The 14,552-nt window shown below is 55.6% G+C and carries 16 protein-coding genes and 1 pseudogene; 12 read left to right on the top strand and 5 right to left on the bottom strand.

Annotation, left to right across the window (positions count from 1 at the left end; all coding sequences use genetic code 11):
* Positions 1-179: 179 nt before the first annotated feature.
* The gene (locus HNI00_RS21050) at positions 180-1,352 is read right to left on the bottom strand and encodes a glycosyltransferase (protein WP_316789211.1); all 1,173 of its coding nucleotides are present in this window, start codon (positions 1,350-1,352) and stop codon (positions 180-182) included.
* Positions 1,353-1,868, bottom strand: coding sequence for a hypothetical protein (locus HNI00_RS21045; RefSeq protein ID WP_316789209.1), 516 nt, complete (start codon positions 1,866-1,868; stop codon positions 1,353-1,355).
* Positions 1,869-2,255: 387 nt separating this feature from the next.
* On the opposite strand from HNI00_RS21045, the gene HNI00_RS21040 reads away from it, so the two are divergent.
* Positions 2,256-2,552: a hypothetical protein gene (locus tag HNI00_RS21040; RefSeq protein ID WP_316789207.1), complete on the top strand. Its 297-nt coding sequence runs from the start codon at positions 2,256-2,258 to the stop codon at positions 2,550-2,552.
* 46 nt (positions 2,553-2,598) lie between these two features.
* Here the strand turns inward: HNI00_RS21040 and HNI00_RS21035 are convergent, their stop codons facing one another.
* Positions 2,599-3,651 carry an integron integrase gene (locus HNI00_RS21035; protein ID WP_420156234.1) on the bottom strand — a complete coding sequence of 351 codons (1,053 nt, stop codon included), beginning with the start codon at positions 3,649-3,651 and terminating at the stop codon, positions 2,599-2,601.
* A 328-nt stretch (positions 3,652-3,979) separates the two neighbouring features.
* On the opposite strand from HNI00_RS21035, the gene HNI00_RS21030 reads away from it, so the two are divergent.
* The 7 genes and pseudogenes from HNI00_RS21030 (at position 3,980) to HNI00_RS21005 (ending at position 7,211) form a co-directional block, all read left to right on the top strand.
* Positions 3,980-4,840, top strand: a complete 861-nt coding sequence (locus tag HNI00_RS21030) for a GTPase family protein (protein ID WP_316789206.1) — start codon at positions 3,980-3,982, stop codon at positions 4,838-4,840.
* 153 nt (positions 4,841-4,993) lie between these two features.
* Positions 4,994-5,503, top strand: a complete 510-nt coding sequence (locus HNI00_RS21025; RefSeq protein WP_316789204.1) for a hypothetical protein — start codon at positions 4,994-4,996, stop codon at positions 5,501-5,503.
* 23 nt (positions 5,504-5,526) lie between these two features.
* On the top strand, positions 5,527-5,799 hold the full coding sequence (locus HNI00_RS21020) for a BrnT family toxin (RefSeq protein WP_316789202.1): 273 nt from the start codon (positions 5,527-5,529) through the stop codon (positions 5,797-5,799).
* Positions 5,786-6,043 carry a hypothetical protein gene (locus tag HNI00_RS22240; RefSeq protein WP_420156233.1) on the top strand — a complete coding sequence of 86 codons (258 nt, stop codon included), beginning with the start codon at positions 5,786-5,788 and terminating at the stop codon, positions 6,041-6,043. Before HNI00_RS21020 ends, HNI00_RS22240 begins: the two co-directional genes overlap by 14 nt.
* A 180-nt stretch (positions 6,044-6,223) precedes the next feature.
* Positions 6,224-6,521: pseudogene (locus HNI00_RS21015) on the top strand (BrnT family toxin).
* Complete coding sequence (locus HNI00_RS21010) at positions 6,511-6,795, top strand: hypothetical protein (protein WP_316789198.1); 285 nt, start codon at positions 6,511-6,513, stop codon at positions 6,793-6,795. The pseudogene HNI00_RS21015 and the gene HNI00_RS21010 overlap by 11 nt, the downstream one beginning before the upstream one ends.
* A gap of 263 nt (positions 6,796-7,058) precedes the next feature.
* Positions 7,059-7,211, top strand: coding sequence for a hypothetical protein (locus HNI00_RS21005; protein WP_316789196.1), 153 nt, complete (start codon positions 7,059-7,061; stop codon positions 7,209-7,211).
* A gap of 5 nt (positions 7,212-7,216) precedes the next feature.
* On the opposite strand, the gene HNI00_RS21000 is transcribed toward HNI00_RS21005, so the two are convergent.
* The gene (locus tag HNI00_RS21000; RefSeq protein ID WP_068511060.1) at positions 7,217-8,350 is read right to left on the bottom strand and encodes a cob(I)yrinic acid a,c-diamide adenosyltransferase; all 1,134 of its coding nucleotides are present in this window, start codon (positions 8,348-8,350) and stop codon (positions 7,217-7,219) included.
* 203 nt (positions 8,351-8,553) lie between these two features.
* Here HNI00_RS21000 and fraC point away from each other — a divergent pair, with 203 nt between their 5' ends.
* The 4 genes from fraC to HNI00_RS20980 all read left to right on the top strand — a co-directional run bounded on the left by fraC (position 8,554) and on the right by HNI00_RS20980 (position 12,781).
* Entirely contained in the window at positions 8,554-9,141 is a 588-nt protein-coding gene (fraC, locus tag HNI00_RS20995; RefSeq protein WP_316789193.1) for a filament integrity protein FraC, read from the top strand.
* A gap of 64 nt (positions 9,142-9,205) precedes the next feature.
* Positions 9,206-10,087, top strand: coding sequence for a peptidoglycan editing factor PgeF (gene pgeF / locus HNI00_RS20990; RefSeq protein WP_316789191.1), 882 nt, complete (start codon positions 9,206-9,208; stop codon positions 10,085-10,087).
* 178 nt (positions 10,088-10,265) lie between these two features.
* Positions 10,266-11,540 carry a sensor histidine kinase gene (locus tag HNI00_RS20985; RefSeq protein WP_316789189.1) on the top strand — a complete coding sequence of 425 codons (1,275 nt, stop codon included), beginning with the start codon at positions 10,266-10,268 and terminating at the stop codon, positions 11,538-11,540.
* Positions 11,541-11,737: 197 nt separating this feature from the next.
* The gene (locus HNI00_RS20980) at positions 11,738-12,781 is read left to right on the top strand and encodes an N-acetyltransferase DgcN family protein (RefSeq protein ID WP_316789187.1); all 1,044 of its coding nucleotides are present in this window, start codon (positions 11,738-11,740) and stop codon (positions 12,779-12,781) included.
* A gap of 72 nt (positions 12,782-12,853) precedes the next feature.
* Here the strand turns inward: HNI00_RS20980 and HNI00_RS20975 are convergent, their stop codons facing one another.
* Positions 12,854-14,428 carry a B12-binding domain-containing radical SAM protein gene (locus tag HNI00_RS20975; protein ID WP_316789185.1) on the bottom strand — a complete coding sequence of 525 codons (1,575 nt, stop codon included), beginning with the start codon at positions 14,426-14,428 and terminating at the stop codon, positions 12,854-12,856.
* Positions 14,429-14,552: the final 124 nt, after the last annotated feature.

Here is a 14,552-nt window from a genome sequence, read left to right as displayed (position 1 = left end):
ATGAAATCACGTTATGCAGATTACATTATTTATTCATTACTTGGTCATTACTTATTCATTACTTGGTCATTACTTATTCATTACTTATTCATTACTTATTCATTACTTGGTCATTATTTGATTATTACTCGATCATTACTTGGTCATTATTTGGCTATTACTCGATCATTATCTGATTATTACTCGATCATTACTTGGTCATAGAACGCAAGCTGCTTTTCCGCTAGGACGCGATTGGTAAAGTGGGCGATCGCCCGCTGGTGGCCACGGGCGGCCAGGTCGTCGGCCAGGGCGGGGCGCTGCATGAGGGACTGGAGGCGATCGCGCAGGGCCGCCACCTCACCTTCGGGAAACACCAGCCCCGCATCGCCAATGACATGGGGAATTTCGCCAGAGTCGGAGCCGATTACCGGAACCCCGCAGGCCATTGCCTCGATCAGCACATGGCCAAACTGCTCCTTCCAGTAGGACGTGGTTTCCGACGGCAGCACCAGCGCATTCATGACGTTGAGATAGCGCGGAATGTCGGCATGGGGCACAGACTCAACCCATCGGAGGCGATCGCCCAACCCCGCCTGCTGCATCCGCGCCCCCACCTCTGCCCGCAGCGGGCCCCGCCCCACCAACAGCCAGCGCCAGGGCAATTCAGGTAGCCCCGCCAGCGCCTCTGCCAGGGTTCGCAGTCCCTTTTCTGGCACAAAGCGCCCGATATAACCCACGGTAAATTCTTCAGGACAGTCTCTGGGCAAAAGGCCGAGGGCCGCCGCCATCTCCGGCTGAGGACGGGGGCAAAACTGCTGCTCATTCACCCCTAGCTGGGGCAGCACGGTGATTGGGCCGCGGTAGCCGCGCTGTCGCAGAATCGCCGCCGCATCCCGATTTCCGGCGATCGCCCCGTCGGTGTGGTGCAGATTATAGCGCTCCAGCCAGAGCAGCGGCGGCCGCAGTCCATAGGGCAAATTCCACCAGGTAAACAGCACCCGCTTTGCGCCCAGCTTTAGCAGCCAATTCAGCGCAATCAACTGGGCATAGGCCAGGGACTTTGCCCCCTGCTCCACCTGAATCACGTCCGGCGGATGCTGCCGCAGCAGGGACACTAGTTCGGCGCGAAAGCAGAGCAAGCCCTGATGCGTCTGGCTCAAGTTGCCCACGGGCACGACGCGGAAGTTGCCCTGGTCATAGCCCTGGGGACGAATCGTGCCGCCCACCACGCCGCCCGGTTTCCAGGTGCGCGGCACGACCACAGTAATATCCAAGGGTTTGCCCCCATCAACCGCCAGCGCCGCCATCGCCTTCAGCTTGTCGCAATTCAGATCCACGATGTAGGTGTGGCTGACGACCCAAAGGCGCATCTAGGGCGAAACTTGGCAATAGGTGTTGACCTCATCCACCAGCGGGCTTTCCTGATTGGCGGCGGTGAGAAACTCCTGATGGGCGGCTCTGGCAGCCTCAAAGTTTTCCTGCTGAAGCGCGGTGGAGACTTTGCGGGCGGCGGTGATGATCTGGTCGTAGAGGGTCAGCAGTTGCCCCTTATAGTCATTCAATTGGGCATCGCTGAGGTCTACGGCAGATACGGCAGCCTTGCCCTGCTCGAAGCGGTCGGCAACGGCGGAGAATGCCTGGTCATTGGGCTGGCTATTGGCTTGCACCACCGCCTGCACCTCCGCAACCGTGCTGTTTACCACCTGCGATAGCCGATTGCACTGAGCCAGCTTGCTTTCGCTACAGCCTGCGGTGAGGAGGGCGATCGCCAGTCCACTGGCCCAAATGCCGCGGCGAGATGGTCTTGCCCGACCGGAAGGGCGATCGCCCACAGTCATAGCCCGCCTTTCATCCGGTGTTGCCGTTCGCAATGTTGAAATCACCATGAGAGGGCCCCCAGAAACTTGGCTCTGGAAAATGCAGTCCGGCTCGATAATAGCAAGCTCCGATGGCCGCCGCTACTGCAAATATCGCCGAGGTGCTGACTCCTAGCGCAGGACAATTGACGGGGGCGATCGCATCCAGTACAATCGTCCATCAAGCTGTGATTCGATTCCTATCAGTGCAGCTTGCCTTTCCCCCGAAATTTTGGTCGTTTAGTCACCTACGGCATTGGCAGGTGTTCTCAGCACCCACCAACGCCTGACCCCAAGACAGTACGGGCTGTCTCAGGGCTGCGTCCATTGTAGGCCGCCCTGTCCCAGCGCTTCACGTCCGTGGGCGGCCAACATTTCGGGGTTTCCTACCCCCTCGTTTCCAGGAGGAAACCCCAAATGCTGACAATTCAATACACCTGGTCGTCCCCAATCTCGGAGGCGACCCAGTTTTCGCTGCCCCCGCTCACCTGCGAACTGCCCCACCGTCGTCGCCTGCGCCACTGCATCATCGGCCTCCCCGAAGACGCACAGATGGCGATTGACCGTCTGCATCTGCTCCGCTACGCCGAACGCTTTGAGTGGACGAACGCCCTGGATTTCCCACCCCACGGCATCGTCCTCGACGGTCGCCCCGGCGAAGTGCTGCGCTACCTCCACCGCGACATCCGCAGCAACCCTGGCGCAAATGAGTAAGAACAGATAAGGAGGATTTTAGATTTTGGGTTTTGGGTTTTGGATTTTAGCAGGGCATCCCCTCAATCCAAAATCCAAAATCCCCAATCCAAAACTCAACCCGTTCAAACACTCCCAAAGCCCTCTCCTGCACGCACCCATCCAACGGACTCCGCACCCCCCGTCCACCCCGATTCAGCACATGAGTATAGATCATCGTCGTCTTCACATCCTTATGCCCCAATAGCTCCTGCACTGTGCGGATATCGTAGCCATTTTGCAATAGGTGCGTCGCAAAGCTGTGACGAAACGTATGGCAACTGACCCGTTTCTCAATTTTCGCAAGACCGGTTGCTCGCTTAATTGCCCGTTGCAACCCCGTTTCATGTAAGTGGTGACGACGGACAACGCCAGAACGAGGGTCTTTAGACAACCCAAACGCCGGAAACACAAACTGCCAAATCGACGCCCGATCTGCATTGGGATACTTTCGCTCTAGCGCGAACGGCAAGTACACCGAGCCATAGCCCGCATCCAAATCTTGTTGATGGAGCCGACGGACTCGCTGCAAGTGCTGTTGGAGTGGCTCTATCAAACGACCTGGCAGCATGGTGACCCGGCTCTCTTTTCCTTTGGCATCGCGCACCACAATTTGCCGCTGGGCAAAGTCTACGTCCTTCATTCGCAATTGCAGCGCTTCGGTGAGCCGCAAGCCACTCCCATATAGCACCTGCACCACCAAGCGATAGGAACCTGACAACTGTTCAATAATAGCCCTCACCTCTTCGGGAGTCAGCACCGTCGGCAAATAGCGAGATGGTTTCGCCCGCACTGCATCCACAGGCAGCGCTAGGGGCAGTTCCAACACATGCCGATAGAGGAACAGCAGCGCACTCAGGGCTTGATTTTGAGTCGAAGCGGCTACGTTTTCCTGAACTGCCAAGTGAGTCAGAAATGCCTCTATCTCTGCACCACCCATCTCAGCCGGATGTCGCTTGTTGTGAAACAAGATGTAGCGGCGAATCCACTGTACATAGCTCTCTTCTGTTCGGTAGGAGTAGTGCTTGAGCCGCAAGACATCCCGTACCTGATCCAGCAACTTCCTAGGACGTGGCTCCATTGTGTGTCGTCTCTTTGAATGCACCTGATGTATCAACCGATACCATAGTACATTAGTTTTTCTCATCTGAAGATTTACGGAAGCCATCTGCCTAATTCCTGGAAATGGGGTTATTATGCAGACAATCGTCAGCCTAATTCCCCGATTTGGGATCTTAGACAGACAATCGTCAGCCTATTTCCCCGATTTAGGATCTTGGACAGACGGCTGTCAGCCTAATTACCCTCCTGGGGGTAGATAGGCAGACGAGATCAGTCTAATTAGTAGTTATGCTGCTTCCACCTCCGGGTATTCTTGCACTTGTAAGCGTCTTGCTGTTTTCCCCATAATGAAATCATTCCTTGAATTACTTAACGATCTAAAAGAGGCAAAGATAGTTCCTCCAGAGAAAGCGGCTGCATTAGTAAAAAGAGTTGAAGAAATCCTCAGCTATGAACCTCGTGTTGGAGTTTTTGGTAAAACGGGGGCTGGTAAAAGCAGCTTATGTAATGCCCTTTTTGGTGCAGAGATTGCAAAGATTAGTGATGTAGCAGCGTGTACCCGTAATCCTCAAGAGATTTTAGTTCAGGTTGGGACAGGAGGTATTAAGCTGGTCGATTGTCCAGGAGTTGGAGAATCTCAAAAACGTGATGAAGAATATCGACAGTTGTACGAGAAGCTGTTGCCAGAATTGGATTTGATTCTATGGCTTGTAAAAGCAGATGATCGAGCATTAAGTAGTGACCAGAAGTTCTTTACAGAAGTTGTACGACCAAATCTTAATGGCAAACCGCTTTTCCTGGTTCTAAGTCAGGTTGACAAGATTGAGCCAATTCGGGATTGGAATGTGGAACAACGTTTACCAGGAACAAAGCAACAGCAAAACATAGAAGCTAAAATTGCTCATCTAGCTGAGTTCTTTGATTTATCCAAAACCCAAGTTGTGCCAATCTCTGCTAATGAAGAATATAATCTTGTCGCTTTTGTGAATGACATTGTTTTTGCTCTTCCGAAGGATCGAAAAATTACTTTTACCAAAGCAGTGAAAGATGAGGTACGAAGTGAAGAAGCAAAAACGGAGGCAGAAAAGGGTTTTTTCGAGGTTGTCGGAGAAACAATCGGAGAAATGTTCGGGGCAGGAGAAATCGGAAAGGTAGTCGGAAAAGCCGTTGACAAGTTTTTCGAAAAACTATTTCGTGGTTGGTGGTAAAGTCAAAACAGCATAACAATTGCGGTGCAGCGGATTGAAGGAAACCGCTGGTGCTTAGTTCGAGGAGATCGGCAACCGCTGACCGCAACCGTTAGCCTGCTTAGGAACCCAGTGTTATAAAAGATTCTCTAATGTAGGGGTGGTAACTTCAGAATGTGGAAACGAAGAACATTCCATGAATGTGCTGAGGAGTTAGAAATACTTAGCCAAGATTTTAGAGACGCTTACATAAATCCATCAACACCAGATCAACAAATCCGCGAGAAAATATTACAGGAATCGTCTGAAAGAGGTATTGAAATATTACGGATGCTAGCTCTTTCAATCCGATCAGAACAGGATTTTGGTGCTATTCCTACGATTCGTACACCTGTTGGTGCTTTGAAACGCTCCGCTAGCACCAGTGAAGTTTTGGCTACGTTAAATAGCTACCGACCACCTTACGGTGGAAGAACTGGCTTCGAGCTTCTGTCACTTAGAGAAGCATTGAACAAAATCGCCCATGCAGACCCCTACAGAACTGGCTTCTTTGTAGATAATACCGTCCATGATCTTATTCTCTCTGGCAATCACGGTTCTAACACTTGGATAGCTATTGTGTCGATCACTGATCTTTGTCGTGCGATTAAATCCCTTCCAGACCAAAACGTGCAATCAGTTTAGGTGAGTAGGGATACAATAGCTTTATGCAGTTTAACTGGGATGAAAACAAAGCAGAACGCAATCTATCAAAGCACGGAGTCTCATTTGAGGAAGCAAAAACTGTTTTTGATGATCCTCTGTATGTTGACTTCTACGATCCAGACCATTCTGAATATGAGGAGCGTTATCTTATTGTTGGACAATCAAGCCGAGGGCGATTGTTGATTGTGTCGTATACCGAAAGGGGTGATTTAACACGCCTTATTAGCGCAAGAGAAGTGACACGAACTGAGCGAGAAGCCTATGAAGAGGGATAAATCAGAAATGGGAAATGATTTACGGGCAGAGTATGACTTAAAGAGTCTCCGAGTCAGAAAATTAGGCTCTGGGCGAAAGAGTTTTGGTGCAACAACGGTGCGTCTAGAGCCAGATGTTGCCGAGATGTTTCCTAGTGCTGATGCAGTCAATGAGGCTTTACGATTTTTGATTAGAGTCATGCATGATAACCAAACTCTTATCCCCAAGCCACAGGCTAACAATTCAAATGCAGCGGACGGTTGATAGCCACTGGTGTTGAGTTCGAGGGTGTCCGCCGCCGCTGATTTGAGGCGTTGGGCTGCTTCAAACCCCGGTTGAGACAGTAATCAAATCGCTTCTGCTGAGTACCGAAAGAAATCGCGCCAATCCAGTTACAGCATAAATGTATTGACAATGTAAATACGCTCTGCCTACACTACAAGTATGGATGTGTATTTCGTTCTCAATGGCATCACGTTTGTCTGGAATGACGAAAAGGCTAGGATCAACCCAATTAACCACGACGGTGTTACGTTTCAACAAGCCGCATGAAGTCTTTTTTGATCCATTGCTGCTGGTCGTTGATGCAAGTCGTAATGATGAAGCACGGGATGCCGTTATTGGTCTAGATCGGCGTTGGAACTTGCTGTACGTTGTCTTTGTTGAGTGGGAAAACGACATCATTCGGATCATTTCAGCTCGTAAGGCAACACGGAAGGAGCAGGAATTTTATGAAGCCTGAAGCGTTGAAAAAGAGGTTGGATAGAAATCGCCCCATGACAACAATCACTATTCGTATGCCTGAAGATGTGATTGAGGACTTGAAGCAAGTTGCACCCCTACTTGGTTTTTCTGGGTATCAACCGTTAGTACGTGCTTATATTGGGCAAGGGCTGCGAGCTGATTTAGAGCGTTTGGAGGGCGATACGGTATCTGCATTCGTTGCAAGCCTCAAGCGTCACGGTGTTAGTGATGAAGTGATTCAAGAGGCACTAGGCGAAGTGACTGGGCGTTAGTTTGAGTCTGGGTTGCACAGCCAGCATCCCAACAACCCCAACGCAGCGGACGGACGAGAGCCGCTGGTGCTGAGTTTCAGGTAATCTGCCGCCGCTGCTTGGCAACGTTAGCCCTCAGCGCCTTGGTTCTGTCAGCTTCCGGTTGTGTAAGCGATTCGCCCCCCAATTGCGAAGGTTCAGTTCTTCAAGATCTGGGTCAAACCGCACACTCCCAGCCGCTTTCGGGTCAGCCGCAAAGGTTGAGCAGCGACAGACTTGGGTCAGTGTGCAACGTCCCAAAAGGTATCCGGGGGGCGATCGCCCAAAGGTGTTGGTGCTGCCAGATGAAGGGCGATCGCCGAAAGGTACGGGTGCAAGGAGATGAAGGGCGATCGCCCGGTTTCTCAGCCTGCGTTTGGCAAAACAGCAGCCCCTAAATTCCCTAAAAATCAACCCCGCGCTTCAGGTCGATGCCCTTTTCGGCGTAGTGCTTGTGGCAAAAGACCTCGGAGTGGATGCTGGCTAAGTCGAAATAGGCCGGAGGGTTTTTGCAACGGCCGGTAATGATCACTTCCGTATCGCGGGGCTTTCGCAGGAGCGCCTGGATAATCGGCTGCTGGGGCAATAGCTCTAGATCCACTGTGGGGTTTAGCTCGTCGAGAATGATGGTTTTGTAAAGCCCAGAGGCGATCGCCGCCCGCGCAATTTCCCAGCCCCGTTCGGCTTCCACGTAGTCTAGCTCCTGCTGCTGTCCGCGCCAGACGATGGCATCGCGGCCGCAGCGCTGATGATCTACTAAGTTGGGATAGCTCTGGTGCAGCGCGGCGATCGCCGCATCTTCGGTATAGCCTGCACCGCCTTTGAGCCACTGCATGATCAGCACGCGGTGCGACTTGTCTTGGCTGATTCCGCGCCCGATCGCCTGGAGCGCCTTGCCTAGGGCGCTAGTAGACTTGCCCTTGCCTGCCCCCGTGTAAATCTCGATGCCCTCGATGCCGTGGGTGGCGGCGTTGGGATGAAAGTGGGGCTTCATTTCTGAGTGCAGGTCGGCAATATCCAGGAGGGGCTGGGGTGCGCCGCGCCCGGTGGCGATGATTTCCAGATCTTCGGGCTTGTTTTTCAGCGTGCGAACCACGTCATCAATCGACAGCAGCCCCAGATCCAGCACGGGGTTAAGCTCGTCTAGCACAACGACGGAATATAGCCCAGAGGCGATCGCCCCCTTAGCCACATCCCAGCCGCGCTGTGCCTCCTGCTTGTCAAATCGGGTGATATTGTCGGGGCCAAAGAACTCTGCCCGCCCCGTCCGCACCTGATCAATCAAATGGGGAAAGCCCCGCTGGAGCGCTTCGATGGCGGCATCTTCGTCGTAGGTGCGCCCCGGCCCTTTGAGGAACCGCAGCAGCAGCACCCGGGTTTGCGCCGACGTGCGAATGCCCAGCCCAATCGAGCGCAACACCACGCCCAGCGCGGCCTGAGACTTGCCTTTGCCCGCGCCGTCGTAGACATGAATTTGCCCCAGGATGCGCTCGCTGCGCTGCTGCGCCGTCCGAATGCCAACACCCGCTCTTGTCATGGCTCTAAGATAGTTTTGAACGCAGAATCACCGAACGCGAAATCACCGGAAGCAATCATCCTACCAAACGCTACACTCGGTCTTGAGAATTACAGGCCTTTTCCTCAGAATCTTCCTTAGGGGACTCTGGGATTCGGCATTGTCTGGGTAGGCACGCTACCAGTAGCGCCTCCGAACAACTCCTTACTCTATATAAGCAGGTAATGTTCGCATCTGTCTTGCCCCTGCGGGCGATCGCCTTTCAAATTTTGTTTTTGCTGATGGCGATCGCCATTGAATCCCATGTCTTTGCCGTGCAGCTTACCCTGCCGCCCAAGCAGACCAACGGCATTTCGCCGCAGCAGTCGGTGCAAATTGCCGCAACGCTGAACCTGTTGACGGCGATCGCGGGATGGTTTGTGTTTTTCAGCGTCCAACCCCTGCTGTCGCCGCTGCTCAAGCAGCAGTTGCTGGGCTTTATTTTTTTTGACCAGTGGTCTGCCGATGCGGCGTTTCCTGCTATCCTGGCAGGTTTTCTGACGTTCTTTGCCAGCTTTGCGGTCAAGCTGCTGGGGCTGTCGGCGCTGGAATGGCTCCTGCTCTCCCCTGCCGAATGGGCCGCCCTCCGAGAAGCCTCCAGTCCCCGCTACCGTTCGGGGCAGAGGCTGCTGCGAGACAAAGACCGTGACAAAAAGCCCCCTACCAACCTATCCAATACCCTCTTGGCGGCAAACGCCTTCAGCTACACAGCAATTTTGGCAGTGCTATTTGCCCGCAGAATTGTGGATGAGGTAATTCTGCGGGTCGGCTGATCCACACCTGGTGCTAACAAGTGCTATACCATCAAGGTCTATCCTCTTGTTCCCCAGGGTTCTGATGTACGACTGGCAATGGCGTGACTGGCGCGGCGCGTCTTATCTGACCTGTAGTTTGCTGGACGGGTTTGATCACGGTTTTTTTACCCGGCAGTTTGCGCCGTGTGGCCCAGAAGACCTGACCCCGGCGCTGAAGCCGGAGGCACGACCGCTGCGAGTGAAGCAGGTGCATGGCAATCGGGTGTTGAGCGCGGCGGAGATTTTGGCAGAAGCGTCCGCAGGTCTGGGCGAGGCAGATGAGTCGGGCTGGCCGCAGGCCGATGGCGGCATAACGGAGGGGGCGCTGGAGGCGGCGTGGGTCTGCTCGGCAGACTGTGTGCCTGCGCTGATTGCGGATATTTCGACGGGGCAGGTGGCGGCAGTTCATGCGGGCTGGCGGGGCACGGCGCTGGAGATTGTGCCCGTGGCGATCGCCCGGTTGCAGGAGCGGGGCAGTCGGCTGGCAGATCTGCGAGTGGCGCTGGGGCCGGCGATCGCCGGCGAGGTGTACCAGGTTTCGACGACCGTTGCCGCCGAAGTGGGCGCGACCGTATTGCCGGAATTTGCCGGACGATGGCGACAGGACGCTACCCCGCTCGACCCACAAGCACCGTCAAGCGAGGTGCCCGATCCGGCCAAACCGCGACTGCCCGATGGCGTTGCTGAGGCTATTCTGGAAACGCTGGGGTCGCTGCCCCTTTCGCCGCTACATCCCGACCCACAGCCCGGCCGGGTGCGGCTGGACGTGCGCCGAGTCAACCAGTTGCAACTGCTGAATCTGGGTCTGCTGCCAGAGCAGGTGGCGATCGCCCCCTACTGCACCTATCAAACGCCGGAGCATTTCTTTTCCTATCGGCGAGAGCGGCGCAAGCAGGTGCAGTGGTCGGGAATTGTGAGTCGGTAAGTGTTGGGCAAGCTGGTGAACAGCAGAGCATCAGGCAAGGTGCGTCAGTGTTGAGAAAAGTAACCTTTGTGGGAATTCTGAGTAAGAAGCATTGGGCAGAGAATTTTCTGGCGGCGGATGCCCCGTGTTTCGTCTCCCATGTTTCATCTGGTGTGTGAGTGATGGTTAATCAGCGTCAATGAGTAGGTTGGAACCGATCGATAGAGTCAGCAGCGTTGTGGACAGTTGGGAGCAGCAGGGATCGATTCTGGACGCGGTAAGCGTCGGGGTGGTGGTCTGTGGACGGCGGGTCGAGGTACAGTTCTGTAACCAGATAGGGCGATCGCTCTTGGGGCTGACGGGCGATTTGCCGCCGGATAGCCCGCTCGAATGCCTGACTGAAGGCTGGATTTGTGAAGCGGGGTCGAAGCTATCGGTGGCGCAGTTGGTTCAGCGGGCGATCGCCACTGGAGCAACTCTGCAAGCGGTGGTGGGGATACCCCAGGCTCGGCAGAATGGTGCTTTCGGAGGGTCTGTGACTTGGCTCAGGCTGAGCATCCAGCCCCTGCCCCCAAGCGCTTCTCCGTCAGGGGCAGTTTGCACGCTGATCGACCTCACCGAGCAGCGCCCCGCAGCGCAACAGGGACGATTTCCGCAGGGATCGCTTTGCGAATCGCAGCGTGATCAAGTCGCAGACCTAGTGCTGGCCCGGCAGGAATTGATGCAGCGCACCGAGCAGCTAGAGGCGATCAACCGCGAGCTAGAGTCCTTTTCCTACTCGGTGTCGCACGATTTGCGGGCCCCTTTGCGCCATATTTCGGGCTTTGTGGCGGTCTTGGGCGATCGCCTAGCGGCCAACGGCTGGCTGGATGACCCCAAAGTGACTCACTATCTGGACACCATTCGCAACAGCAGCCGCAAGATGGGCCTGCTGATTGACGGGCTGCTCAATCTGTCGCGAGTCACCCGGCGATCGCTCGTGCAGCGCCCAGTGCCGCTCCGTCCCCTGGTCGATCGGGCGATCGCCCTGGCCACATCCGACGAACAGCTTGGTTCCCCCGTCGAATTTGTGATTGGAGATTTGCCAACGGTGTCGGGCGACGCGACCCTGCTCCAGCAGGTGTTCGCCAATCTGATCGACAATGCCGTCAAGTTCAGCCGCCCCACGCCCCAGCCCCGCGTCGAAATCGGCTGCCTGCCCAACCACACGCTGTTCGTCCGCGACAACGGCGTGGGCTTTCCACCGGAATTCACCGATCAGATCTTTGGCGCATTCCAGCGGCTCCATCCGGAGCAGGAATTTGAGGGCATGGGCATTGGGCTGGCGCTGGTGCAGCGGATTGTCTTGCGCCACGGCGGCAAAATCTGGGCAGAGAGCCAGCCTGGGCAGGGCAGCACGCTCTATTTCACCCTCCGGGGGGTTCAAACCTCTGGGGAGCGTGAATCAGAGTCAGGCTTGGAACGCGGCAGGTGAGCGCGTGAGACAAAAGCGCTACCATAATAGCCTTCCCGACCCCTGATGATGGATATATACAGGACTGACGTGCTTGTGATGAATGTTCTGGGTTTTGGATGATTTCTTGCGGGCCCAGTTTGCGAGAAATCATCTTGCGAGAAATCATCCCACTGCGTTAGTCCGAATTGAGTTGCTGAACCCCTTGAGTAAATTCCATGATGCTGACGGCTGAGAGTCGGGTTGCCATTCTGCTGCATGAGGGAACGCAGGGTTCCCACGGCAAAACAGGGCTGTCTCTATTGCGCTATAGCGACATTCCAATTGTGGCGGTGATTGACCAAGCGGCGGTGGGGCGATCGCTCCTCGAAATGACTGGGATTCCCCGCGATGTGCCGATTGTGGCCTCGGTGCGCGAGGCGCTGGCCTATTCCCCAACCGTGTTGACCATTGGCATTGCGCCGTCGGGTGGGGCGCTGCCCGATGCCTGGTGGCAAGAGGTGAAGGACGGCGTGGCGGCAGGATTGTCGGTGGTCAACGGGCTGCACACGCCAATGGCGACGGCTCCCGACTTGCGGGATCTAGTGCGCGACGGACAGTGGATTTGGGACGTGCGGCAGGAACCCCCAGGGCTGACCGTGGGCAGCGGCAAAGCGCGATCGCTCTCCTGCAAGCGAGTGCTGACGGTGGGCACGGACATGAGCGTGGGCAAAATGTCTGCCAGCCTGGAGCTAGACCGGGCCTGTCGGGCGCGGGGGCTGCGATCGCGCTTCATCGCCACCGGGCAAACGGGGCTAATGCTGGGGCACGACGGCATTCCGCTGGATGCGGTGCGGATTGACTTTGCCGCTGGAGCCGTCGAGCAAGCCGTGCTGCGGAATGCGCCCAACCAAGACATTCTGCACATCGAGGGGCAGGGTTCCCTGATGAATCCCGCCTCCACGGCCACGCTGCCCCTGATGCGCGGCAGCCAGCCCACCCACCTCGTCCTGGTTCACCGCGCGGGCCAAACCGAAATCCGCAGCTTTCCCGATTTTCACATTCCGCCGTTGCCGGAAGTCATCCAGGTCTATGAAACTGTCGTCCGTGCAGGCGGCACCTTCGCCCCGACCAAGGTGGTGGCGATCGCCCTCAACACCTTTCACATGGAGGAAGCAGCCGCACAGCGGGCGATCGCCCAGACCCAGGACGAAACCGGACTGCCCTGCACGGACGTAATCCGCTTTGGCGCAGAGGGAATCTTGGAGGCGATGCTGGATTGATATTACCTGATATTACCTGTCATCACCTGATATTATCTATTATTATCTGGTATTACCTGGTATTACCTGGTATTACCCCGTCACCTCGGCCACCTGCCGCTCGGCCACGGCTTGCACAGACTGCTCGGCTGCCAGGGCCGCTAGCTGTTCCTCAAGCTGCGCTTTCACCACATGGCGAAACTGGAAGAAATGCTCGCCGGTGCTAAGGGCAACGAGATAGTCGTAGAGCAGGCGCGGCCGGGTGAGGGCGATCGCCAGCAGTTGTCCCCAAAACCGAAATCGCGTGGAGCGCAGCACGCCCTGTCGCCAGCAAATCGCGCTGAAGAGTTGCCACTCGGTGCGGGTGAAGGGGCGATCGCTCTTAGCCCGCCAGCCATTCATCATGCGGAAATGGCGAAAGGTGCGCTTCAGGAAATTCATCGGGTCGTAGATATGCCAGAAAGCGTCGATATACTCGCGGGCGATCTCTTCCACGGGGCGCGTCGGCACAAAGTTCATAATCGTGCCCTGATGGAAGGTTCCCAGACCATCGGTGAGCCGTCCCTCCTGCTGGAGTCGGTTCCACAGGGCGGTATTGCGGAGCGCCTGCAAGATGCTAAATTGCGCCTGAGGAATTCCGGTTTCCTGAATAAACTCACGCACGCGCCGCCCTGCCCCCGGCCGCTCGCCATCAAAGCCGATGATGAAGCCTGCCATGATTTGCAGCCCGGCCCGCGTGACCTTGTGGCAAGCATCGATCAGCGATTGGCGCGTGTTTTGCAGTTTATTAATGCCCACCAAGCTCTCGGTATCGGGCGTTTCAATGCCCATGAAGACGATCGTAAAACCTGCTTTCACCATGAGTTCTAGCAATTCGTCATCTTCTGCCAGGTTCAGCGAGGCTTCGGTCAGTAAGATAAACGGATACTGGTGCGCCTCCATCCAGGGAATGAGCGCCCTCAGGAACACCTTGGCATTGCGCTTGTTGCCGATAAAGTTGTCGTCTACCACAAACACATAGCGCCGCCAGCCCAGTTCATAGAGGCGATCGAACTCAGCCAGCATTTGCTCTGGCGTTTTGGTGCGGGGCTTGCGGCCGTAGAGGTTGATGATGTCGCAGAATTCGCACTGGAAGGGGCAGCCGCGTGAAAACTGCACAGTAATCGCCAGGTAAGCTTCTAGATTCAGCAGGTCAAACCGGGGAATCGGCGTTTGCGTGACATCGGGCTTTTCGGCAGAGCGAAAGATGCCGCTGGGTTCGTGGCGGGCGATCGCCTCCAAAAACAGAGGAATCGTGCATTCTCCCTCGTCCAGAATCAGATAGTGGGCCCCTGCTTCCTGGGCCACGTCTGGATAAGAGGTCGGGTATGGGCCGCCCACTGCCACTTTCTTACCCAGCGCCACGCCCTTGTGAATCAGCGCTTGAAAGTCTGCTTTTTGAATCACCATTGCCGAGATCATGACCAGATCGCACCAGGCCCAGTCGTCTTCCGTTTCGGGGCAGACATTGCGATCGGCAAAGCGCAGGTTCCAATCTTCAGGCAGCATCGCCGCCACCGTAATTAGGCCCAGGGGCGGATTGGTCGATCGCAGTCCCGCCAGATCCAGCGTTTCCTGATACGACCAAAAGGAATTGGGCATCACGGGCCAGAGCAACAGCACGTTCATAGGCACTCCAGGGGGCGAGGAGAATGCGTGATGGCAAGGCGTTAGGAATTGGGAATTGAGACGTTAGGGGTTGGGGTAACGGTCACTGCTGAAATCACCACTAAAATCACCGCTGAACAGGCTG

Source organism: Thermoleptolyngbya oregonensis NK1-22 (genome assembly GCF_032705245.1).
GTDB classification, from domain to species: domain Bacteria; phylum Cyanobacteriota; class Cyanobacteriia; order Elainellales; family Elainellaceae; genus Thermoleptolyngbya; species Thermoleptolyngbya sichuanensis.
The sequence above is the reverse complement of the archived record's forward strand: the minus strand, read 5'-3'. Positions and strand labels throughout refer to the sequence as shown.